Here is a 24,555-nt window from a genome sequence, read left to right as displayed (position 1 = left end):
CCCCCGCTCCGAACGCCACCCGCTCTCCCCACACGTGAGGTTCCCATGCTTGTCGCACGCTCGGCGGTCCGCCGAGGATCCGCGCTCTTCCCCTCCTCGTCGCACCGGAGCGTCCGGTGAACGCGCGCGGCGGCACCGTTCTCACCTTCGGTGTCGCGGTGGCGCTCATCGCAGGCGTGACGCTCGGCAACGGCGGCGCGAATGTGATGCCCGTCTTCGTCGACGACTTCGCCTCGCGCTTCGCCATGTCGAACTCCGGCGCCGGACTCGTCGCCGCGACCCAGCTGCTGGCGACCGCCGTCGTGACCCTGCTGCTGGCCAAGCGCGCCGCGCGGCCGGGCCGTGTGCGGCTGACCCGCCTCGGCCTCGCCTCCGCGGGAGTCGGCTTCCTGGCCGCGGCGGCAGCGCCCGACGCGGCCACCCTGATCCTGGCGAACCTGGTCCTGGGAGCAGGACTCGGTGCGGTCTACGCCGCGGCCACGGCGGCGCTCGCCGCCACCGACGACGCGGACAAGGCGTCCGCGGTCACCATCTCGGGGACGGTCGCGGTGACGGCGCTGCTGATCATGGCGGTGCCGGCAGCCAACCACCATGTGGGGGAGGGCACCGGGTTCGTACTCATGGCGTTGTGCTGCATGGCTGCCTGGCCTCTCGTGCGCCGGCTTCCGGACGGCCCTCCAGCCTCCGATGGCGCCTCCGACGGCGTGGAGGGCAAAGGCGTCGCGGCCCGCCCTTCGGTGATCCTGCTGGCCGGAACCGCGCTCTTGTGGGCAGTCACCCAGGGGGCATGGTCGTACGCGTCGGTGCTGGGACGTCAGCACACCGCCATGTCGGACTCGGTCGTGTCGGCGGTCCTCGCGGTCTCGAGCGTCGTGGCACTCGTCGGCGCGGTCGTCGGCCCCGCAGCCGCACGCCGCTTCGGGCGCATGCGGTCGATGGCTGCGTTCGTCACAGCACAGGCCCTCGCGATGGCCGTCCTGATCTCCACCCACGAAGCCGTGTTCTTCATCGCCGCAGCCGTGGTCTGGCAGGCCTGCCAACTGGCCGTCCTGGTACAGATGCTGGCTGCCGCCGCGCTCATCGACCCGACAGGACGCCTGGTCGCGTCCCTCAGTGGCGCGGGCGCGCTGGGCACCGGCGTCGGGCCACTGGCCGTCGGCGCCATCCTGGACGCAGCGGGAGCCGGCGTACTCAGCATCTTTCTGGCCCTCGGCACTTTCCTCGCCTCTCTGCCTCTGCTCAGTATGACGGTGGCAGGTGAAGGCGCCTCCGCCGAGGGGCACTCGGCTCCGTCGCCGGCTGACGCGGGTTGAGAGGCGTGCTCGGTCAGGCAGCGCTCGTCGCCTGCGCACCAAGGACACCTGCCTCGCCGCCCGCCAACGACGCCTGGCCGGATGCCGCGGCCGTCGGCGGGCGCTGGTCACCACCCGGCCCTTCGGGGGCCCTGCGACGCTGAACTCGCCTCCGATCCCGGATCCCCGCGCTGGTGTCCCGGTGCGGGTGGGTGGCCCGCCAGCCTGGTCAGGCCGTAGGTACGGTCACGAGGTCCAGTCGGCCACCCGCCAGGGCCACGACGGCGGAGACCAGCGCTTGGACGGCGGTGCGATCCCGCCGTAGTGGCCGCGCAGGGCCTCGCTCAGGTGGGGGCAGAGCGAACATGGACAGCTCGTTGAGCAGTTGGTGGCTGGTGGGCTGCTCGCCCACGGTGCGCCACAAGGCGGCGGCAAGAGCCGCGACCGTCGCCTCGAAACCGGAGTCCTCGGGTGTCGCCCGCTCGACCTGGGCGACCAGGTCCTCGGTGAGCCGCTCCATGACGGCGCGGTAGAGCTCTTCCTTCGTGCCGAACGTGTAGTGCACGGTGGCCTGTGCGACGCCCGGCTCGGCAGCGATGGCGCGCGTGCTGTTTAAGTCGTTCGATCAAGTCGATGGAGATGGTGGTCCGCGACGGAGCCGCCGGCGCCCCCGCTGAGCGGGACAATGCGGCGGCGTATGCGGCTACGTGGGCGGCACAGGGGCCGGGCGAGCGTGGCGATTTCGTCCGGCTCGGCCCGGTGCCTGGGCAGCGCACAGCGAGTGCCCACGATGCCTGGCCGGAGCTGGCGGATTCGTGGCAGAGCAGGGCTTGCCCGTCCCGCAGTGTCCTCGCGGCGGCTTACGGCGCGAAACCGAACGGGGCCGCGGCCTCCCACACACTCTGCCGCGTCGTCTCGGGATTCGCTGTCCGACGGCGGACCCCGTCTACTGTTGGTGCGACGAGCAATGCCCTGGTGACAAGGAATGCCCATGCCCCGCCGCCCCTTTCCGGACAACACTCCGGGCACCAGTCGCAGTACCTCGGCCACCATCCCGCCGAACATCCTCCGCTACCTCGCGCTCGTCGCGGATGGGTACGGCGTCGACCTCCACGCGGAGCTGACCCGCGTCGGACTGGACGAGACGGTGATGCGCTCCGCCGGGCTGCGCGTCTCCTACCGGCAGGGCAGCGCCGTCATCCGCCGTGCTGTGGAGCTCACGGGTGACGCGCACCTGGGCCTGCGGGTGGGTGCGGCCCAGCACCTGACCGCTTGGGGGTTGCTCGGCTTCGCGCAGTTGGCCGCCGAGACCCTGCGGGACGCTGTCGAGACAGGCGTGCGCTTCCAGAACCTGTCCGGGGCCATGGTGGTCTGGTCGGCCGACGAGGAGGAGACCGGCTATGTGCTGCGCGCCGACTTGCCCGACCCCGCGCTCGATCCGACGGTCGCGGTCTTCCTCGCCGAGGAGGCGTTCGCCAGCGTCGTCACGCTGACACGCCTGAGTGCCGGCGTCGAATTCGTCCCGCAGAGCGTTGAGTTCGCCTTCCCCGCGCCGCCCGACATACATCCGTTCACCGAGCTGTTCCGCTGCGCGGTGAGGTTCGCCGCGGACGAGAACCGCATGGTGTTCCCGATGGTGTGGGCCCGGCGCCCGATGCCGGGCCGGGATCCCGTCACGTACGCCGCCACTGTTGAGGTGCTGGAGCAGGCGATGGCGTCGCGCCGCGACCAGCAGGACCTCCTGGAGGTGCTGGAGATCTCGATCGCGCAGAGCTTGCCCGACGTGCCCTCGGTCGTCGAGCAGGCCCGCCGTCACGCCTCCAGCGAGCGCACGCTGCGCCGTCGTCTGGCCGAGTGCGGTACGACGTACGAGGCCGTCGTCGACGGAGTGAGGCGCGAGCGGGTCGAACAGCTGCTGTACCGAAGCGAGGCGACGATGCGTGACATCGCCCGGCAGGCGGGTTTCTCCGACGTACGGGCGCTCCGTCGGGCGGTGCGTCGCTGGCACGGCGTGGCGCCCCGCCAGCTGCGTGTGCGGGAGGGGCGCGTCGGCAGTTGAACGCCGTCAGCGTGTGCGGATCCAGACTGTCTTCTCCCTGGTCCACTGCTCGAAGGCGTTCGTCGACTTCTCCGCGCCGCCGAAGCCGGACTGCTTCCAGCCGCCGAAGGGGGTGGTGATGTCGCCCTCGCTGTAGGCGTTGACCGAGACCACGCCCGCCTGGATGCGGCGGGCCAGGTGGAAGGCCGCGTCGAGGTCACGGGTCCAGACGGAGGCGGCGAGACCGTACTCGGAGGCGTTCGCCAGCCCCACGGCCTCGTCCTCGGAGGTGAAGGTCTGGATGGTGACGACCGGGCCGAACAGCTCCTGCGTCAGGACCTTGCTGTTCTCGGGGGCTCCGGTGACGACGGTCGGCGGGCAGTAGGCGCCCTGCGGATGCAGGCCCCTGGGCAGCCCGCCCGTGTGGATCCCGGCACCGGCGGCTCGGGCCTCCTCCACCGCCGCCGCGACCCGGTCCCTGGCCACGCGGCTGATCAGCGGGCCGATCTGCGTCTCCGGCTTGGCCGGGTCCCCGATGACCAGCGCCTCCGCCGCCGCCGTGAACCGGGCGAGGACCTCGTCGGCGATGTCCTGGTGGACCAGGATCCGCGAGCCGGCCGTGCAGTTCTGGCCCATGGTCAGGAACGCGGCCTCGATCATGTTCTCGATCAGTTCGTCGCCGTACGAGAGCGCGTCCGGCATCAGCACCTGGGGACTCTTGCCCCCCATCTCCAGGGAGACCCGCTTGAAGTTGGTCTCCGCCGCATCGGCGAGGATGCCGCGTCCGGTGGTGGCTGATCCGGTGAACGACAGCGCGCGTACCAAGGCGTCGCGGGCGAGGGCCGCTCCGGTGACGGAACCGTGGCCGGGCAGCACCGTCAGCACGTTGTCCGGGAGGCCCGCCTCCGCCGCCAGGCCGGCGAGGTGAAGGGTGGAGCGCGGGGTCGCCTCGGCCGGCTTGAGCAGCAGGCTGTTGCCCACGGCGAGCGCCGGGCCGACCTTCCAGGCGGCCATGGCCAGGGGGTAGTTCCAGGGCAGGATCGCCGCGGCAACGCCGACGGGTTCGCGGCTGATCAGCCCCAGGCTGTCGTGTCCGGTGGAGGCGAGGCGCCCGAAGACCTTGTCGGCCGCCTCCGCGAACCAGCGGATCGACTCGATCGCCCCGGGTACGTCGCCGGTACGGCACTCGGTGATCGGCTTGCCCGCGTCCTCGCTGTCCAGCCGGGCCAGGAGTTCGGCGTCGCGCTCCATGAGGTCAGCGAGGCGGAGCAGTACCGTCGCGCGCTCGCGCGGGGGCCGCCCGGACCAGACGCCGCTCTCGAAGACGACGTGTGCCCGCTCGGCCGCCTTTGCGACCTCGTGCGCGCCGACGGCGGTGACCGTCGTGATCAGCTCGCCTGACGCGGGGTTGACGATGTCGAGCTCGTCCTTCGGGTCCGTCCCCGTCATGATTCCTCCACCAGTTCCCACTGGCCGCCGACCTGATGGGCCAGTCCCCTGCGCCGCAGGTCCTCCAGATAGCGGGCCATGCCCCGCTCACCACGCTTCCGGAACAGTGGGAAGAGCCTGGGCAGCAGGTTCGGCGCCAGCATCGCGAACCGGACCAGTCGCGACTCGCCCGGCCGGACATACGCCTCCAGCCGGGGCCTGTCCAGCAGGCTGACGACGGCGCGGACGACGTCGGCTGGCTGCTGCGGCTGGTCCTGGAACTGCATGGAGTTCCCGCCGTCCACGGCCTCCTGTTGGAGCATCCGGGTGTCGGTCGCCGACGGCAGCACCGAACCGGCCTTGATCCCCTTGCCCCTGAGATCCAGCCCGATGGCGAGCATGGCACCGCGCAGCCCGAACTTCGACGCGGTGTAGATGGGGGTCTCGCCCAGCGGGAAGATCCCGCCGAGGGACACCGCGGTGATCACGCGCGGATCTCCGGAGGCTCGCAGCAGTGGAATGGCGAGGCGGGTGGCGACCAGCGGGGAGAGCAGGTTGAGGTCGATCTCCCGCTCGATGCTCTCGACGCTGCGGACGTCGAAGCGTTCGGCGCTGGTCATTCCGACGTTGTTGACCAGGACGTCGATACGGCCGTGGGCCGCGGCGATGGAATCCAGCACCCGTTCCACTGCGGCGCGGTCCAGCAGGTCGCAGCTCAGGTGGATATGACCGGTTCCGGGGAGTTCGGAGGCGGTGCGCTCGGCGCGCACCTCGTCGATGTCGACCACGACGAGCCGGGCACCGCCGCCGGCGAACCTGCGGCACATCGCGCCGCCGATGCCGCCCGCGCCGCCGGTCACCACGATGACCTTGTCGCGGAAGTCGTACGTCACGACGCCACCGCCTCGCGCCGCACGGACGTCACCCGCGGCGGACGGCCCTCCGCACGCCAGCCCATTTCGGCGGCGACCTTGGCGAGGTACTTCACGATGGCCTCGCTGTGGACGTATCCGGTGTGGCGCGGCGAGTCGACGAACCTCAGCCCGCCGGTCAGGTCGGGCCGGTCGCTGCGGATCATGCGGGCGAACCGCTCGGCCGTCGGGAGCCCGCCCCGGGTGTCCTGGACGAAGGAGGCGATCAACTGGGCTTGGCTGTCGAAGAGTTTGTAGGCCCCGGAGTTCGTCTCCACGAAACCTACGCCGAACAGGCCCTCGTGTTCGCGGGAGAACGACGACAGGTAGAGGTCGGGGTGCTGTTCGTCGCCGAAGTACTTCTGGGCAGCGGGCACCTTGTGCAGGTATCCGGTTGCCAGGAGGACCAGGTCGAAGTCGTCGTTGCTGCCGTCGGTGAAGTGGACCGTCCTGCCCTCGGTACGGGAGATGCCGGGCCTCGCCGTGATGTCGCCGTGCTGGAGGTGGTGCAGCAGCATCGAGTTGATCGCGGGGTGGGTCTCGAACAGCTTGTGGTCGGGCTTCTGGAGGCCGAGCCTGCGCGGGTCACCGTTGATGATGCGCAGCAGGGTGCCGAAGAGCTTCTGCTGGAGCCACATCGGCAGGTGCGGTCCGCCCGCCGCGATGGTATCCACCGGGCGTCCGAACAGGTGCTTGGGGATGAACCAGTAGCCGCGCCGCATGCTGATCACCGCGCGGTCGGCGGCACGGGCCGCGTCGCAGGCAATGTCGAGACCGGAGTTCCCGGCACCGACCACGAGCACCCGCTTGCCGCGCAGTTCGTCACTGCTTCGGTAGCTGACGGTGTGGCGCACCTCGCCGGTGAACTCACCCGGCAGATCCGGGACGTTGGGGTTCCACTGCGAGCCAGTGCACACCACGACCTGCTGATGCACGCTCTCCCGCCCGTCGGCCCGGGCCACCGTCCAGGTGCCGTCCGCGTTCTTCTCGACGTCGCGGACCTCGGTGCCGAACTCGATCCGCTCCCTCAGCCCGTACGCCTCGGCGAACGACGTCAGGTAGGACAGGATCTGCCGGTGCGGCGGATAGTCCGCGAAGTGGTCCGGCATGGGGTAGCCGCCGAAGCCGGAGAGGGTCTTGCTGGAGATGAAGTGTGCAGACTCGTACATCGGGCTGCCGGGATTGTCGATGTCCCACAGCCCGCCCGGCCCGGTGTGCCGCTCGATGTGCGTGTACGGCAGGTCCCGCTCCGTCAGCGCCCTCGCGACGGCCAGACCGGCGGGGCCTGCTCCGATGACACAGGTGTCGTATGCGTCGTACCGGTTCTCGCTCACCAGCCCGCCTCCTTTCCTTTACCTGACGTCTCGCAGGTGTTGCCGGAAACCTATGCACCAGGCGCTCGGCGGGAACTGACCCGTGCGGCCACGGAGGGGACCCCAGCGGCCAACGGGCGGCCGTCCCGGTCCAGCGGATCGACTTGATCGACCGACTTGCTCAAAAGACTGGGTCGGTATGATGTGCCTATGGCTCACGTTTCCGCGGCGGAGCGCCGCCCCCAGCTGATCAAAGCGGCCATCGACCTCATGACCAGGGAGGGCGTCGCCGCCGGAAGCACCCGTGCCATCGCCGCCGAGCTCGGCGTGGCACAGGCGACGGTGCACTACACCTTCGGCACCAAAGAAGACCTGTACCGGGCCGTCATGGAACAGCTCACCCAGGAGCTGATCGCCCAGGTCGAGCACGGGGCGCCCACGGACGCCGGTTTCGAGGAGACGGTCGTCGCCCTGGCCGCCGCACTGTGGCGCACCGTGCGTGAGCGGCCGACCAGCTATCAGCTGCTCACCGAGCTGTCCATGTTCGCGCTCCGCGCGCCCAGCCTTCAGGCGGCTCTCCAGAGCCACTACCGCGAGGTGACGGCCGTGACGACCAAGCTGATCACCGAGGCCGCTGAACGCGCCGACCATGAGCTCGTCCAGCCGGCCGAGACCATCGCCCGGTTCTTCCTCGCCGGGTTCGACGGACTCACCTTGCAGCATCTCTCGCTGCCCGACCAGGAGGCCGAACAGGCCGGATTGCAAGCCCTGGTCTCGACGGTCGTGGCCATGGCGAATGGCCGGCTGGACCTGGTGTCGGTGCCGTGACCTGACGCCGACACGCCACTGGCGACGCCGAGGCCGCCGCCGTGATCCGACGGGGGTGTGGACCGCGGGTTCGATGGTCGGGGGACCACGACCCGCACAGTCACCCACGCGCAACCACGCGCAGACACGTGAGGAGAGCGTGTGCTGTCGCTGTCACGTCGGCGAACGCCGTGCAGCTGAGGGACCCGTACGGGGGGTGGACCTGTCATCGGCCCGGCTTGCGTGACCGGGGTGGCGAAGCTGGCTTGCTCGACTGCTACGGGTCGACGCGGCACCCAGTCCAGCGTGGCCTGATGCGAGGCGTGCTACTCGCATCCCTCGTAATATTGGGGCGCGGGGGCGATCGCTCCGAAATCCGAGAGGGAAGCATCGCTTCCGGAGGAATACGCCGAGCACGACAACGTGGGACGGACCCACCGCAGCCTCGGCCTACGAGCGCCGGACGACGACCCGAAGGTCATCCCTCTGTCTGCTGCCCCGGTCAGGCGCCACCAGGTACTTGGCGGACAGCTCGACGAGTACCACAACCTGCCACCCCGGATGCCTCACCATCCACAGGAGACGCCCAGCTCAGCAGCCTGATCGGAATATTGACACCCGTCAGGCCTCCCTCCCGTGTGACGAGGGATATCGAGTGGGCGGGTCCACGCGCCCTGCACGAAGCGGTACGATCGCCGCCTACTGATCATCCATGCGGCGGCCAAAGTGTTTTCGGCCGCTTGAGGAACGCCCCATTGCCGTCGCCGGAGCAAGAGGAGTTACGGTGGTCGCGCGCAGTGGTCCGCAGTCCGAACCGGCCACGGAACTGGCCGGCCGCGATTGGGAACGGTCTCTGCTGGTCGAGCGTGCACGCGGTGCGTCGCTCGGCGCGGGCCAGGCAGTCCTGTTGCGCGGCCCGGCGGGCATCGGCAAGACCAAGCTCCTCTCCGTCGCCCTCGACGAGCTCAGTCCCGTCGCCCGGACGGTGTTGACCGTCAAATGCCCGGAGAGTGGTTCGGCCGCCTACGAAACGGTGCGTGGCCTGTTCGAGCCGTTGCGCCTCACCGAGGACGGAGCCGAAAGCTCGCCACTGCTCAGCGGGAGCGCCCGGCTCGCTCTGCCCGCCCTGCTTCCCGACCGCACGGACGAGACCGGTCCCACCGACACGTACTCGGTCATGCACGGCCTGCACTGGCTCACCGCCGGGCTCAGCGCCGACGGCTTGGTGGTGCTGGCGATCGACGACGTCCAGTGGTGCGACGAGGCGTCCCTGCGCTGGCTGGGTTTCCTGCTGCGCCGCGCGGAGGACCTGCCGCTCTTGGTGCTGATGACCCAGCGCACCGGCCACGAGCGGTTCCGGCCCGAGGTGCTCGACGAGATCAGCGACCCCCTCAGCTGCCTGGTCGTCGACCTGCCGCCGCTGACCACCGAGGCCGTCGGCGACATGCTGCACCGGGCCTTCGACCGTGAACTCGACGCGGCGTTCTCCGCCAAATGCGCTGAGATCACCGGTGGTAATCCGTTCCTGGTACAGCGGGTGGTCAGCCGCCTGCGCGGTGACGAGCTCTCGCCCGGTGCCGAGCAGACGGCTCTGCTCGACGAGCTCGGATGGGATGTCGTCGCGCGCTCCCTGCTGGACCGGCTCCCCAGGGACGCGTACGCGGTCGCCACGGCCATCGCGGTGCTGGGCGGTGAGACCATCGAGACGATCGCGGCATTGGCCGGGACACAGCCGGGCCCGGCGGGAGCGGCGGTGGAGGTCCTGCGCGCCAACGATCTGCTGCTCGGCGACGGCCTCGACTACGCGCACGATCTGATCCGGAGCGCGGTGCTCGACACCACGTCGGCGGACGAGCGGGTGGCACTGCGCGAGCGGGCCGCCAGGCTGCTCAACGACTCCGGCCGCCCGGCCGAGGAGGTCGCGGTCCAGCTGATGCTGCTGCCCGGCGACCCGGCGCCCTGGATGGTCGGAGTGCTGCTGACGGCCGCGGAGAGCGCGGAGCACCGGGGAGCGCCCGCCGCGGCCGCGCATTACCTCTCGCAGGCGCTGAAGCACGACCCGGACGACGTGGCCTTGCTGGCCGCGCTGGCCAGGGTGCTCGGGCAGAGCGAGCCCACCAGGGCGCTGGAGTATCTGGATCACGCGCTGGGCCTGGTACACGATCCGCGCACCCGAGCACCGCTCGTGGTGCAGTACGCCCTGACCTCGTTGGAAGTGCAGAACTCCTTGCGGGCCTTCGAGTTGGTGGACGAGGTGATCGACGCGATCGACGCCGAGGGCGGTGCGGAAAACACCCCGGCGGACCGCGCGCTGCGCACGCTCGTCGAGTTCGCGTATCTGATTTCCGGCCTCGACGAGAAATCCACCGTGCGCAGAGTGGGGCGGCGATTTCGCGACTACGTACCACCGCAGGGGGACACCGCAGAGGAGCGACAGCTGCTGGGCATGCTGTCCTCGCTCGGCACCTTCCAGGGCAGGCCCGCCACCGAGGTCGCGGCCCAAGCGGAGAAAGTCCTGCGCATCGGCGATGTCGCACCGGGCGGATGGGCGGTGCTGGGCGCCAGCCTCTCGCTCTACCTCGCCGACCAGATCGATCCCGCGCTGGACGCGCTCACCGCCCTGATCGAGCACGCGCAGCGCACCGGTGAGGCGTGGACGCACACGCTCGGCAGGAGTACCCGTGCCGAGGTCTACCATTGGGCGGGCAACGTGAGTGAGGCGCTTTCCGACGCGCAACTGTCTTTCGACGTCGTGCTCCAGGAGTCCTGGGCCCCGAACGTGGTGATGCCACAGACCGCGCTCGCCTCGGCGCTGATCCGCCGGGGGGAGCCCGCGCGGGCGCTGGAGGTGCTCGACCTCATCACTCGGCCGCGGCTTGACCGATTCACTCTGGAATACCACTGGTACGTGATGGCGCGGGCGCGGGGCCGGGCGGCACTGGGTGACCTGGAAGGCGCCCTCACCTACTTTTACCGGTGCGCCGACAGCCTGGCCGAAGGGGACATCAGCAACCCCGTGCTGGCGCCGTGGTGGTTCGACGCGGCGGACGTGCTCGCCGAACTCGGCCGCCCCCACGAAGGACTGGATCTCATCGAACGGGTGGAGGAATCGGTGCACCGCTGGGGCACCACGCGGGCCCTGGGCATGTTGAGGACGGCCCGTGGGGTGCTGACCGCGGGCGACGCCGGCATCGACCTGCTCACCGACGCGGTCCACACGCTCGCGGATTCGCCCGGCAGGTGGGAGCAGGCCAGGGCTGAGTATCTGCTGGGTCGCAGGCTGTACCGCAGGGGTGACGGCGAGGGCGCGCGCGAGCGGCTGCGCCGGTCGATCGACCTGGCCGTGCTGTGCGGGGACCAGCTACAGCTCAACCAGTCGCTGCCCGCGCTGAGCGAGGCGGGCGGCAGGTTGCGCCGCAGCACCGCTTCGCCCGCCGACACACTGAGCGGCAGCGAGCGCCGAGTCGCCGAGCAGGCCATCGCGGGGGCGACCAACCGGGAGATCGCCGAGTCGCTGTTCCTCACTCAACGCACCGTTGAGTTCCACCTCACGAGCGTGTACCGCAAGCTCGGCATCCGGGGCAGGCAGGACCTCGCCCGCGTTCTGCGGAAGACATAAGGCCATTCTGATAACGATTTGCAATATGAGGCGCCCTCATTTCGGTGTCCTTGTGTGGAACGAGCCCCCATCCATGCGCGTAGAGATTGTCATAACCTCAAGGAAAGCTCAGCTTTACTCGCACGATGCTGCACCGTCACCAACGCAGTTGTAATCTCCGATGTATTGACTTCATTAGGGAACGCTGGTGCGAGTGATGCGAGAGGCGTACATGCGGAATTATCACGCGCGGTTCAACGTCGCAGCACTCTCCGCTCCTGTCCATGCCGCGGTGACACAACCCGGGCACGAGTCATGATGAGACCCGCGCCTTCTCTCGCCGGGGACGAATTCGTAGGCCGCGAAAGTGCCCTGACCGTGCTGGAGGAGCTGATCGGGACGCTCGAGGCCGGCGGGTCGGGCATGGCGTGCGTGACCGGTCCGCTCGGGGTGGGACGCAGCGCGGTGCTGCACCGGGCGGTGGACCGGGCACGCGCTCTCGGGTCTGCCGTCGGCTTCGCGCGCTGCTCGCCGGTCGAGTCGCGGGTCCCCTACGCCGCGGTGACCCAGCTGTTCGCCGGGCTCCGCCCACCGTCACGGATGGTCGAACTGGCCACCGTGTGTATGGGTAACGGCCACTTCGCCGCCTCGGTGCCGCTGCTGTGCGACGAGTTCCTGGCGCTCGCCGCCGACCGTCCGCTGCTGCTCGCCGTGGACGACGTGCAATGGGCCGACACATGGTCGCTGCGCTGGTTCGCGGCGATGGCCCGCCGCGCACACCACGTCCCGCTCCTGCTGATCGGCTCCACCTACGGTCCGCTCTCCCGTCTTCTCGGCGAGGACTACGGCCTTGCCGACGCGGGTCTCGCCGCGATGCGGGAGATCCCGCTGGCCTCCTTGTCCGCGGCCAACTCCCGGCAGATGCTGGAAACACTGACGGGGCGTGAGATCGGCGCGAAAGTGGCCGCCGTCGCGGCCGATATGACGAGCGGCCGCCCGGCCATGCTGCGCGGCGTCGCGGACTACTTCACCGCCCGGAACCTGCCGCTGGACGCCGAGCGGATTCCGCAGCTGATCGAGGCATCCTGGACCGCGTGGTCCGTACGGGCCAACCGCGCCATGGTGAGCATGCCCGCCGACGCGCTCGCCCTGCTGCGGGTACTGGCCACCGTCGGCAGCAACTTCGAATTCGAGATCGCCGGATCCCTGGCCGGACTGCGTGCCGCCAGACTGGACGGTGCGCTCGACACCCTCCTCGGCGTGGGGCTGGTGATCGACCCCGACGCACCCCGGGTGCCCTGTGCTCGTCTCTCCGCCGAGATACGTGCGGCAATGACCGCCCCCGAGCGAGAAAACCTCTACCTGCGAGCGGCGGAGTTGGCCCGGAAAGTCGGGGCCGGGGCCGACACGGTCGCCGATCTCCTGGACAACGCGCCGGCTTCCGGCCTGCCCTGGGCCGGGAAGACCCTGGCCGAAGCGTCTGTGTACCGCATGCGGCGGGGCAGAACGGACGCTGCGGCCGCGGCGCTGCGCCGCGCACTGCGGGAGCCGATGAACGACGCCGACCGGGCGCACCTGCTCACGCGGCTCGCGTCGATCGAGGTCGTGCACTCGCCACAGGCCAGTGACGGACGGCTCCGGCACGTTCTCGTACGCTACGCGAACAGCGACGCGTGGCCCTCCGTGGTCCGGGCAGCCGACTTGCTGCTCAGCCGCGGTGACGTCGAGACGGCACGGCGGGTGATCTCCGAACTGCACGAGACGTCGGCCGGTTCGGTGTCCCAGGACGAACTGTCCCCGCTGAGCGCGCTGGGCTGGCTCGCGGGGGAGGAAGCCGGCACGGACCCGGAGATCCCGGTCGCCCCGCTGCCCGCTCCGGCCCGTCGCCCGGCCGACCCGGCCCAGGCCGGGGCGCTCGCCTGGCAGCTGGCCAGGTTGGCAGAGGAACGCGACCGGGCGCGGAAGCTGGGCCTGGCCGCGCTCGGCGCATCGAGCGAAGTGCCGTCGATGTGCCGGATCGCGGCCTCCTGCGCGCTGCTGTGCGCCGACGACGTCGCCATGGGCATGGACGGTCTGGACGCCGTGGTGGCCGACGCACGCAGACGGGGCGCCCGGGCGACCGCCGCGCGGGCGCTGCTCCACCGGGCGGGCGCTGCGCTGCGCATCCACCGCCCCGACGAGGGACTTCGGGACCTGGCCACCGCGACGCGGGAACTACCGCTGGAATCCTGGCATCCGGCGCTGGCAGTGAGGCATGTGGCGAGCGAGATCATGGCCCAGATCCGCTGCGGGAGGCTGGACCGGGCGCGGCGACTGGCGGCCCGCCCGCTCCCTCACACCGCCGACCAGGGCATCGGCTGGGCTTTCCTGCTCTATGCCAAGGCGGAGCTCGGCCTGGTCACCGGCGAACCCGAAGGCGCTCTGGTGCTCTTGGAAGAGTGCGGCCGGCTGTTGCGCGCGCGGCGTTGGAAGAATCCCATGGTTCTGCCCTGGCGCTGCACGGCCGCGGTGGCCCACCAGATGCTCGACGCTCCGCAGACCGCGGCCCGGCTGCGCGCGGAGGAGCACGCCGTACTGGACCGCTGGGGCACCGGCGACGCCGTCGGCCGGATGTGCGGCCAGACAGTGGAGATGCTGGCCGAGGTCGGCGTCGAACTCCCACGCCCCCCGGTCCCGGAACAGGTGACCGTACCGGCATCCTCACTCGCCGGGCTGTCCCAGCCCGAGCGTGATGTCGCGCGGCTCGTCGTCGGGGGGCTTGCCAACCGCGAGATCGCCGACGAACTCCAGGTCGCCACGCGGACCGTGGAGCTGCGGCTGACCAAGATCTATCGCAAGCTCGGGGCCAAAGGCAGAGCCGAACTGGTGGCCCACCTGGCCCCCACGGGCCGGAGCGGCTGAGTCATGCTGCTGGAGCGCGAACCCGAACTGACGGTCCTGCGCAAGGCCGTACTCGAGGTGGAGTCCGGTGGGGGCGCACTGCTGCTGATCGACGGTGAGGCCGGAGCCGGCACGACGGCGCTCCTGCGCGAGCTGGTGCGACTCGGCGAGGACGCCGGCGCGCACGTGCTGCGCTGCGGCGGTGCGCAAAGCGAGCGTCAATTCCCGCTCGGAGTCGTACGTCAACTGGTGCTGCCCCTGCTCGCGGCGGGGGACCACCTGGTCCCCGACGCGTCCCGGGCGATGCTCGGCGTGGTGTCCGGTGCGGTCGGCAGGAACCCGGGCGACGAGCTGGGCACCGATACGCTCGCCTCCGTGCTGCACGGCCTGCACACGGCACTCACCGGTCTCAGCGCCGGCCGCACGGTGGTTGTCGCGGTCGACGACCTGCACTGGGTGGACGAGGCATCGCTGCGCGCGCTGGCCTTCCTGGCCGCACGACTGGACGGCACGCGGGTGCTCATCGGCGTGGTGCTGCAGGACGGCGGGAGCTCGCGTGACCCGCTCGTCCGGGAGATCGCGGACGCGGCGACCTACCGACTGCGCGCGGAAGCGCTTTCCGAGCAGGCGACGCCTCGGCTGATGGCGGACCGGTTCGGCGCCGGATACGACAGCGAGTTCGCCGCCGCTTGCCACGACCTCACCAGCGGCAGCCCGAAGGAGCTCCGTGTGCTGCTCGACCGCGCCCAGGCGCAGCGGCTGCGCGGCAGGGCGGTGGAAGTGGAACGCGTACGCGAACTCGGCAGGTCGTTCCGGCGGGAGAGGCTGCTGCGCCTGCTGCGGCGCGACCGTGTCGTCCACACCTTCGCGAAGGCGCTGGTGGTGCTGGCGGACCAGGCCACCGAAGACCTGGTCGTACGGCTGAGCGGGCTGAGCCGGGACGAGTGCGCCGCCGCACGGTCGGTGCTGTGGAAGGCCCGGCTGCTCAGCGGATCCGGTCGGCTCGCGGTGCACGACCCCGTGCTGACCCGGGTTGTCACGGAATCGCTGGGAGCGGAGGAGAGCTCGCGCCTGCACCGGGCCGCGGCGGCTTTGCTGGACGAGTACGGAGCCGGGCCGGAGGAGATCGCCGTGCAGCTGCTGCACGTTGACACGGTGCGCGACGCTTGGGAGGTCGACCAGCTCAGAGCCGCGGCGGTGGCCGCGCGCAGGCGGGGCGCGCCGGACGCGGCCGCCCGCTACCTGCGCCGGGCGCTGCTGGATCTGCCCATGGCCGGTCGCGAGCGGGCCGATCTGCTGGTCGAGCTGGCCGCCGTCGAATGGGACACCGACCCGGCCTCGGCGGTCCGGCACATCGAACAGGCCGCGCGCCTGATGCCGGATCACCGCAGGCGCGCCGAGGTGGTGTCCCGGACCCCGCTGCACATGGCGGGCATCGACCGGCGGCTCGCCGACCTCGTCGGTGAGGTCTCTGCCCGGTTCGGTGATCCCGGCGCGCTGCGCGGTTACGACAGGGAGCTGGCCCTTCGACTGGAGGCGCGCTCGCGCTATGCGGCCATCCAGGATCCCGAAGCGCTGGCGTCGGCCGGCGACCGGCTGGCGGAACTCGGTGGTGACGCCGCACTGGGCAGCGGCGCCGAACGTGAACTGTGCGTGGTACTGATGCGGGCCGCGACGCTGAACGGGCAGGTCGGCACCCGGCCCATCGTACGGATGGCCCGGCAGGTCCTCGACCACGAACCGACCCACTCCGCGCCGATGAGCGCGGCCCTGCAGATCCTGCCGTGGATGCTGCTTGTCGCCGATGCCGGGGATGTCGCCTCGTCCTGGCTCGATGCCGCGCTGGCCCACGCCCAGCGGCAGACCAAGCCGGCGCTCGCCGCACTGATCGAGGCGCAGCGCGGCCTCGTCCTGCTCGGCCGCGGGGACATCGTCGTGGCTCGGGAATGTGCGCTGCGCGGGCTGGAGCTGGCGGACCGGGACAAGCCGGAAACGATGCTGGTGCCGGCCATCGCGGTCGGCACGCTCGCGCTCGAGCTGCAAGACGACACGCTGGCCGAGCGGGTACTGGAGATCGCCGGATCGGACACGGACCTGCGGATGTTCATGATGCGGCGGTGTCTGAGGGGCAGGCTGGCTGCGGCTCGTGGGGACCTGCCCGCGGCGCTGGCGCAGTTCATCGACTGTGGCCGTGTGCTCGACAGGGCCGGGTGGGTCGGGGCGGCGGTGTCGATGTGGCAGGTCTCGGCCGCGCTGCTGCACCACCGGCTGGGGCGGCGCCAAGAGGCGATCGAACTGGCCGAGGAGAACCACCGGCGCGCGCTGGCGTGGGGCGCGCCGACCGCACTCGGCCGCGCGCTGCACACACGGGGCGCCGTGATCGATGGCCCGAAGGGGATCGAGTTGCTGCGGCAGGCGGTGGACGTGCTGCACGATGCGGGAAGCCCGCTCGAACTCTCTCGGACCCTGGTCACCCTCGGGAAGCGTTTGCAGAGTGCCGCGTCGGCGGAGGGCGATCAGTTGCTCGTCCGGGGGCGCCGGCTGGCCGAGCAGTCGCAGACATTCAGCGTGGGGGAGCATGCCGGCGGGTTGGTCAGAGGCGTCACGCCGGCCTCGGCTCCGGTCGCCAGGTCCGTACTGACCCGTGGTGAGGCCACGGTGGCCGAACTCGCCGCGCGTGGTCGCAGCAACCAGGAGATCGCTGCCGAACTGGAGATCAGTAGACGCGCGGTGGAGAAGCATCTCACCAACTCCTACCGCAAGCTGGGTATCGAGGGACGCTCCGCGCTTGTCGCGGCACTCGGAGTTCATGGCCACGGCGAATGAGTGCTGTGTGGCGGAAGCATTACTCCGGCATACGGCTTTGAATCCGGACCTGCTCGCTTGAGGACAACCCTCGTTTTGTCCGTTTACACGTATTATTTTCTGTGCGAGGTGACTTCTCGCGTAATCTTCCGGTTGTTTCTGGGTGTGCGTGCAGGGGAATATCGGATGCTGGTGACGCGATGACTCAGTGGATGCCCGATTGCGTGTTGGATCATGCCCGATCATGTGGGCGGCTGCCTCGGGTTTACCTTGTTGTTGAAGTGTGAACCTTCGTGCACCCTGGGTGATCAAGGTCATATTTTAGCAGCTCAGGAGTGATGTCGTCGCACCGAACCGTGCCGTACCGAACCGTGTGGTGCGGGGTCCACAGTCTTAAGCAAATCAACTTCCCATCAACTCAAAGCGCTTGACTTTTCTCTTTTGCGTATGGACGATTACTTATCCGGGAAGCGCTCGACGGGGGTCGAACACGGGGATTAAGTCGCTTCCGGATAATCGACCCATGCTGAGAGAAATGGCCGAAATCTCGTGAGTGACTCTGGCCTCGTGTCCAAAGAGATTATCTCCGCTGAAACGCAGGATCGGTGCTCGGAGCAGTATCGCGAAATTTACTTGTCCCTGTTCGAGCAGTCCGGGATGTGTATAGCGAATCTCGACCTAGAATTTCGCGTCCTGGAGGCAAATCGCTTGTTCGCCCAGCAGTTCGGGTGCGGTTCTGGGCATGTGCGTGGGCGCAATATTTGCGATTTCTTGCACCCCAGTGTGCAGGGCAAAATGAAGAACGAATTTATTCGCCTGGCTGATGGTCAGAATCCGCGCTTCGCCGATCAGATCGTCGCGATGGGTGCCGAGGAGTCGCTCTTCCTGGGCGAGATGACCGGTATCGCGGTGCGCGGGACCGCGGGCAGGGTCGGCACGATCATGGTGTTGGTGAAACCGCAGGAATCCGGGACCGGCCCGCAGATGGTCACCGGCCGCCGGAAGCTGTTCAGCCCGGTGCACGCCCGGATCCTCGAGGGCGTGGCCGCGGGTGAGTCGACGGTGCAACTGGCGGCGAAGCTGTTCCTCAGTCGTGGCGGCGTCGAATACCACGTCGCCTCCCTGTTGCGGAAGCTCAAGGTCACCAACCGGCCCGCGCTGATCTCGAAGGGCTACTCCATGGGCGTCTTCGCCGTGGGGCAGTGGCCGCCGCGCGTGCGCCCGGAATACGTCTCCTCCTGATTCCTCCGCCTGCGGTGCCGGGGGGCACCGGATAACCGAACAGGACGGACTGTGTTGACCGAACAGGACGGGACTGTGTTGTTTGAACGTACGCGGGAACTCGCCGTCATCCGGCGGTGCCTCGATGGCGCCCGCGACGGGCGGGGCGAACTCGTTACCGTATCGGGCCCGTTCGGCTCCGGGCGCTCGGCACTGCTGGGCGAACTCGCCAGGCGGACCTCTCCACCCGAGGCGCTCGTCCTGCGAGCCGAGGGCGCCCGCTCCGAAAGCGACGTCCCGTACGGAGTCGCCCGGCGTGCGCTCCACGGCTTGCATCCGCATGCCGCAGCGCCGGCCGGCGCCACGGAGGAGAGCGAGGCGCTCCGCCTGCGCGACGTACTGCTCGGCCTGGCCGACACCATGCCGGTGCTGTTACTCATCGACGACCTGCGCTGGGTCGACGCCGACTCCCTGCGCTGGCTGGCGCTGATCGGTGAGAAACTCGCCGACGCGCCGGTCGTGATCGTGGCCGTGGCGCCGCATTCGGCCGATTCGGCGGCGCATTCGCCGCTGCTGAAGGAATTCCTCGCCGCCGCCACGGAACGCGTGGCCCTCCGGCCACTGTCACCGGACGGAATGTCCGCCATGGCCGGAGAATTCCTCGGTGAGCCGGAGAGCGCGCTCATTCGGGCCTGCGCCGAGGTGTCCGGCGGCAGGCCGCTGTTCCTCGCTGCCCTGCTGGAGGAGCTCCGCCGCACCCGGTGGCCTCCCCGGCCGGACGATGTACGCGCGCTGCGCCCCGCCGCGATCGGCACACAGGCCGTGCGCGCCCTGGCCGAACTGCCTCGTGCGGAACGCGAGATCGCCACAGCGCTCGCGGTCGTCGGTCCGCGGACCGACAGCGGGCTGCTGTTCACCATGGCGGAACTCACCGCCGAGGACGGCACGGCCGCCCTCGGCGCGCTGAAGTCGGTGGGACTGCTCGACTCCGGTCCGGTGCCCCGCTTCGCTCACGAGGCCATCGGCGAGGCCGTCGCACACTCCCTTGACACGGCCGCCATGCCCTGGCATGCCAGGGCCGCGCAGACCCTGCACGCGGCGGGCAGGCCGCCCGAAGAGGTGGCCGGGCATGTGCTCGCCGCGGGTGACCCGCCCGGCGGCTGGCAGATCGAGGTGCTGCGGGAGGCCGCGCGCACGGCATCGGCGAACAAAAACCCCGACCTCGCGCGGAAGTACCTGCTGCGGGCGCTGCTCGGCTCCCCCCATCACAGCGGCGGCCGCGCCGAACTGCTCGTGGACCTGGCCGGAGCAGAGCTGGCCTCTGACCCCGTCAGTTCGTTGCGGCGCCTGATGCAGGCGCTGCCGGGGCTGGCGACACCGGCACGGCGAGCCCGCGAGCTCGTCAGGATCCCCGTGCTGGCCTGCGAGCTGCCCCCCTCCGGGCTCACCACCCAACTGGCCGATACGGCCGCCGGGCTGGGTGACCCCGCGCTGCTGGAGGGCTCGGCTCGTGAGACCGCGCTCGCACTCGACGCGCGCCTGCGCGTCACGCACCTCAGGCACGTCCGGTGGTTCACGGAGACGGTCCGCGCCTTCCAGCTCGAAGGTACCCCCGGGGACGTAGGCAGCGCCCCCGCCCGGGACCGGGCCGCCGTGCTCTCCTACGCCGGTATGCTCGCCGGGAAGGACTCCGGCGCGGTGGCCGCGCTGGCCCGCCACGTGGTGCTCGCCGAGCCGCCGACCGCGGAGGATCTGCGCACGGCTGTGCCGTTGGCGGTACGGGCCATGCTCGCAGCCGACCTGTTCGACCAAGTCGATATCTGGCTCGCCTCGATGGCCATGGCGACCCTCCGGGCCAATGGCGGGGGGAAGCCGGACACGCTGATCGCCGACGCGGAACGGGCATTCGCCCTGGCGCGACGTGGTCGGCATACGGACGCGGCACTCATGGCCGCACGTACGCTGGACCACGCCGACGCCGAATTCGCCCCGGTGACGGGACGCTGCTGCGAGGCACTGGCGCTGGTCATCGCGGGCGGGGACCCGCCCGCCGCGGCGGGCGACGCACTCGCCCGGTATCGGGCACAGGACAACGCACTGCTCGCCCCCTGGCTCGGCCACGTGGTCGACGGGATGCTCGCGTTGCTTGCCGGTGACACCGCCGTCGCGCTGGACCACATACTGGAAGCCGGGCGCGAACACGAACTCATGGGCTGGGCGAATCCCGCCGTGCTGCCCTGGCGCTCGTGGGCCGCGCAGCTGCAGTACCGGCTCGGCCGCCAGGACCTCGCGCACGACCTCATCGCCCGCGAGTACGAACAGGCGGTGGTGTGGGGCGCCCCCAGCGTGGTCGGCCGTACGTTGCGTGTCTGGGCCGACGTCACCAAAGGCGAGAAGGGCATCGAGCTGGCGCTGCGCGCGGTGGACGGCCTCGATGTCTCCACCGACCGGATGGCAATGGTCAAGGCACACCTGCTGCTCGGAGTCCAGTTGTTCGCCCCCAGCCATGCCACCACCGCCGAGCACCTCCCCCGGAACGAGCAGCTGCCACAGTCCACCGAGACCGACCGCGCGGGCGATCGGCCGGACAGCCGGCGGACGGCTGCGGTCGACGCGGCGCTCACTCCGAGCGAGCGCCGGGTCGCCTTGCTGGTGGCGGCCGGGAAGAGCAACCAGAACATCGCCACCGAGCTACGGATCAGCCTGCGCGCGGTGGAGAAACACCTGACGAGGGTGTACCGCAAGCTCGGTGTCGCGGGCCGCACTCAGCTCATGGAGATGGTTCCACCCATCGGCCGGGGAAACGGGAACGGCATGGCCGTCTGAGGCAGTGCTGCCGGCCCGCAACCGAAGACCCGGGCCGGCACCGAACTCCGCGGCGGGGCACGCACCGCCGGCCGCTCCCGCCCCTCCCCGGATGCGACGCCCGTGCTGGTCCCGGCAGTTACTAAGGTTTTTCCCGTCGCCCCCGCACGAGACTCCTCGCATGTCAGCTGGAGCAAGAGGGTTGGACAAGCCGCCCGCATCGTGGCGGCCGGGTTCCGCGACTCGGTCCAGCCGGGACCGGGCCCGCCGGTGAACCTTCGGGAGCCCCCGTACGGACGTCCGCGCCCCGGTCGTCCTACCGCCCGACCTGCCGCCGTGCGGAAGCCCTGAGGGCTCCGCCGAGCGGAAGGATCCGCACACCGACCACCTCTTGTCCGCTGCCGTCGTTGTTTCCGGCTGCGGCCAGCCGCTGTCGAGATGAGTTGAGATGGACAACGAACAGAGGCTCAGGGACTACCTCAAGCGCGCCACCGCCGACCTGCGGCAGACCCGGCAGCGGGTGCACGAGTTGGAGGCGTCGGCCCAGGAGCCGATCGCGATCATCGGCATGTCCTGTCGTTACCCGGGCGGGGTGTCGAATCCGGAGGACCTGTGGCGCCTGGTCGCCGACGGCAAACACGGCATCGGGGCCTTTCCCACCGACCGTGGCTGGGACACCGAAGCGCTCGCCTCCTCGTCCACCACATCCGGCGGCTTCCTCTACGATGCGACCGATTTCGACGCGGACTTCTTCGGCATCTCGCCCCGCGAGGCGATCGCCATGGACCCGCAGCAGCGCGTGCTGCTGGAGTCGGCCTGGGAGGCCATCGAGCAGGCCGGCGTGGACCCGACTGCCCTCCGGGGCAGCGAGACCGGCGTGTTCATGGGCGCCATGGCCCAGGACTACCACCTCGGCGCGGACGAAGGCGCACACGGCTTCCAGCTCACCGGAAACACGGGCAGCGTGTTGTCCGGCCGGATCGCCTACACCTTCGGCCTGACCGGCCCGGCGCTGACCGTGGACACCGCCTGTTCGTCGTCCCTCGTCGCCTTGCACCTGGCCGACCAGGCACTGCGGGCGGGGGAGTGCTCGCTGGCCCTGGCCGGTGGTGTGACCGTCATGTCCAGCCCGTCGACCTTCGTCGAATTCAGCCGCCAGGGTGGACTGTCCCCCGACGGGCTGTGCCGGTCGTTCGCCGAATCCGCCGACGGCACCGGTTGGGCCGAGGGCATCGGCGTACTGGTGCTGGAACGACTGTCCGACGCCGAGCGCAACGGACACCCCGTCCTGGCGTTGGTTCGCGGCAGCGCGGTCAACCAGGATGGCGCTTCCAACGGCCTGACCGCACCCAACGGCCCGTCCCAGCAGCGGGTGATCCAGCAGGCATTGATCAACGCCCGCTTGTCGGCCGACCAGATCGACGCCGTCGAGGCACACGGTACGGCCACGACCCTGGGCGATCCGGTCGAGGCGCAGGCACTGCTGGCGACGTACGGCCGAAACCGTGACGAGAACCGTCCGCTGCTGCTGGGCTCCATCAAGTCGAACCTCAGCCACACCCAGGCGGCCGCAGGTGTCGCCGGTGTGATCAAGATGGTCATGGCGATGCGGCACGGCACCGTACCGCGCACCCTGCACGTGGACACTCCGTCCTCCCACGTGGACTGGTCCCAGGGCGCGGTGCGCCTGGCCACCGAGAACGTCGCATGGCCGGGGACGGGAGAACCGCGTCGGGCGGCCGTCTCGTCATTCGGGATCAGCGGCACCAACGCGCACGTGATCATCGAACAGGCACCGGACTCGCAGTCGGAATCGGAGGCGGCACGGGCGGTGGCGCCGACCGTCCTTCCGAACGTGGTGCCGGTGGTGCTGTCCGGACGTACGCGCGTCGCCCTGCGGGCACAGGCCGCACGGCTGCTGTCGGCCTTGGGCGCCGACGCCGCCACGGAGGGCGATGTCGCAACCGGGGCCGACGCCGGACACGGCGTCCTCGACACCGCCTTCTCCCTGGCCACCTCCCGGTCGGCGTTCGCAAACCGAGCGGCATTCGTCGCATCCGACCGCGACGAGATCATCGCCGGGCTGACCGCTCTGGCCACGGACCAGTCGGCGCCCGGACTCGTCCACGGCTCCGAGTGGGGAGCGGAGCGGGGCGCCGGAAAGTCGGCGTTCCTGTTCAGTGGCCAGGGGGCGCAGCGTATCGGGATGGGACGGGAGCTGTACGCCCGCTTCCCGGTGTTCGCCGAGGCTCTGGACGCGGCACTCGCGGAACTGGACACCCACCTCGATCGCCCCGTACGAGAGACGATGTGGGGCGACGACGCCGAGGCGCTGGACCGGACCGGTGTTGCGCAGCCCGCGCTGTTCGCGGTCGAGGTGGCGCTGTTCCGGCTCGTCGAGTCGTGGGGCGTGACACCTGACTTCGTGGGCGGGCACTCGATCGGCGAGGTCGCGGCCGCCCACGTCGCGGGCGTGCTGTCGCTCGAGGACGCGTGCCGATTGGTGGCGGCGCGGGCTCGGCTGATGCAGGAGCTGCCCTCCGGCGGGGCGATGGTGGCGGTGCAGGCCACCGAGGATGAGGTCGTGCCGCTGCTGGCCGATCGGGTATCGGTCGCGGCGGTGAACGGGCCGTCGTCGGTGGTGCTCGCCGGGGCCGAAGACGCCGTCGCCGAGACGGCCGCAAGGCTGGCGGAGCAGGGGCGGAAGTCGAACCGGCTGCGGGTCTCGCACGCGTTCCATTCGGCGCTGATGGAGCCGATGGTGGAGGACTTCCGTGCTGTAGTGGCCGGTCTGGAGTTCCACGACCCGACTGTTCCCGTGGTATCGAATCTCACGGGTGCGGTGGCCGCGGTCGGCGAACTGTGTTCGCCGGAGTACTGGGTGCGGCATGTGCGGGAGACCGTACGGTTCGCCGATGGCGTCCGGGCGCTGTGCGCCGAGGGCGTACGGACCTTCGTGGAGCTGGGCCCGGACGGCGTGCTGTCGGCGCTGACCCGGGAGTCGGCGCCCGAGGAGGCCGTGGTGGTGCCGGTGCTGCGCAAGGACCGTCCGGAGGAGGCGGCTGCCGTCGCGGCGCTGGTGCGGCTCCACGTGACCGGTGTGCCCGTGGACTGGCGGGCGTTCTTCGCGGGCACGGGCGCCCAGCGAGTCGCGCTGCCTACGTACGCGTTTCAGCGGCAGCGTTTCTGGCCTGCGGCTGTGGCTGCTCCGGGCGATGTGCGGGCTGTCGGCCTGGTCTCGGCTGAGCATCCGTTGCTGGGTGCGGCGGTGTCGTTGGCCGACTCGGACGGTGTGGTGTTCGCCGGTCGCCTGTCGTTGGCCTCGCATCCGTGGCTGGCTGATCACGTGGTGATGGGTCGCGTTCTGGTGCCGGGTACGGCGTTCGTGGAGTTGGCGATCCGGGCCGGTGACGAGGTCGGGTGTGACCGAGTCGAGGAGCTGACGCTTGCCGCGCCT

The 24,555-nt window shown here is 70.3% G+C and carries 12 protein-coding genes and 1 pseudogene; 9 read left to right on the top strand and 4 right to left on the bottom strand.

Features of this window, described 5'->3' with window-relative positions:
- The first annotated feature begins 116 nt into the window (after positions 1–116).
- A complete protein-coding gene (locus LCH29_RS34290; protein ID WP_446465592.1) occupies positions 117–1,313 on the top strand; it encodes an MFS transporter in 1,197 nt (398 codons plus the stop codon).
- Positions 1,314–1,604: 291 nt separating this feature from the next.
- Here LCH29_RS34290 and LCH29_RS34285 read toward each other — a convergent pair.
- A pseudogene (locus LCH29_RS34285) lies at positions 1,605–1,902 on the bottom strand (TetR/AcrR family transcriptional regulator); the annotation flags it as partial.
- Positions 1,903–2,283: 381 nt separating this feature from the next.
- Between LCH29_RS34285 and LCH29_RS34280 the strand changes: the two are divergent.
- Positions 2,284–3,351 carry an AraC family transcriptional regulator gene (locus LCH29_RS34280; protein WP_446465591.1) on the top strand — a complete coding sequence of 356 codons (1,068 nt, stop codon included), beginning with the start codon at positions 2,284–2,286 and terminating at the stop codon, positions 3,349–3,351.
- A gap of 6 nt (positions 3,352–3,357) precedes the next feature.
- Here the strand turns inward: LCH29_RS34280 and LCH29_RS34275 are convergent, their stop codons facing one another.
- The 3 genes from LCH29_RS34275 to LCH29_RS34265 are packed head-to-tail and all read right to left on the bottom strand — an operon-like array spanning position 3,358 to position 7,006.
- Positions 3,358–4,779, bottom strand: coding sequence for an aldehyde dehydrogenase family protein (locus tag LCH29_RS34275; RefSeq protein WP_446465590.1), 1,422 nt, complete (start codon positions 4,777–4,779; stop codon positions 3,358–3,360).
- Positions 4,776–5,651 carry an SDR family NAD(P)-dependent oxidoreductase gene (locus LCH29_RS34270; protein ID WP_446465589.1) on the bottom strand — a complete coding sequence of 292 codons (876 nt, stop codon included), beginning with the start codon at positions 5,649–5,651 and terminating at the stop codon, positions 4,776–4,778. Before LCH29_RS34270 ends, LCH29_RS34275 begins: the two co-directional genes overlap by 4 nt.
- A complete protein-coding gene (locus tag LCH29_RS34265; protein WP_446465600.1) occupies positions 5,648–7,006 on the bottom strand; it encodes a flavin-containing monooxygenase in 1,359 nt (452 codons plus the stop codon). Before LCH29_RS34265 ends, LCH29_RS34270 begins: the two co-directional genes overlap by 4 nt.
- A gap of 186 nt (positions 7,007–7,192) precedes the next feature.
- Between LCH29_RS34265 and LCH29_RS34260 the strand changes: the two genes are divergently transcribed.
- The 7 genes from LCH29_RS34260 to LCH29_RS34230 all read left to right on the top strand — a co-directional run.
- Positions 7,193–7,810, top strand: coding sequence for a TetR/AcrR family transcriptional regulator (locus LCH29_RS34260; protein WP_446465588.1), 618 nt, complete (start codon positions 7,193–7,195; stop codon positions 7,808–7,810).
- A gap of 763 nt (positions 7,811–8,573) precedes the next feature.
- The gene (locus LCH29_RS34255) at positions 8,574–11,408 is read left to right on the top strand and encodes an ATP-binding protein (protein ID WP_446465587.1); all 2,835 of its coding nucleotides are present in this window, start codon (positions 8,574–8,576) and stop codon (positions 11,406–11,408) included.
- 294 nt (positions 11,409–11,702) lie between these two features.
- On the top strand, positions 11,703–14,288 hold the full coding sequence (locus LCH29_RS34250) for an AAA family ATPase (protein WP_446465586.1): 2,586 nt from the start codon (positions 11,703–11,705) through the stop codon (positions 14,286–14,288).
- A gap of 3 nt (positions 14,289–14,291) precedes the next feature.
- A complete protein-coding gene (locus LCH29_RS34245) occupies positions 14,292–17,093 on the top strand; it encodes an AAA family ATPase (protein WP_446465585.1) in 2,802 nt (933 codons plus the stop codon).
- 546 nt (positions 17,094–17,639) lie between these two features.
- The gene (locus LCH29_RS34240) at positions 17,640–18,314 is read left to right on the top strand and encodes a LuxR C-terminal-related transcriptional regulator (protein WP_446465584.1); all 675 of its coding nucleotides are present in this window, start codon (positions 17,640–17,642) and stop codon (positions 18,312–18,314) included.
- A 75-nt stretch (positions 18,315–18,389) separates the two neighbouring features.
- Complete coding sequence (locus tag LCH29_RS34235; RefSeq protein WP_446465583.1) at positions 18,390–21,119, top strand: AAA family ATPase; 2,730 nt, start codon at positions 18,390–18,392, stop codon at positions 21,117–21,119.
- Positions 21,120–21,546: 427 nt separating this feature from the next.
- A partial coding sequence (locus LCH29_RS34230) for a type I polyketide synthase (RefSeq protein ID WP_446465582.1) occupies positions 21,547–24,555 on the top strand: 3,009 nt, incomplete at its 3' end.

The sequence above is a fragment of the Streptomyces sp. BRA346 genome (assembly GCF_052851135.1).
The sequence above is the reverse complement of the archived record's forward strand: the minus strand, read 5'-3'. Positions and strand labels throughout refer to the sequence as shown.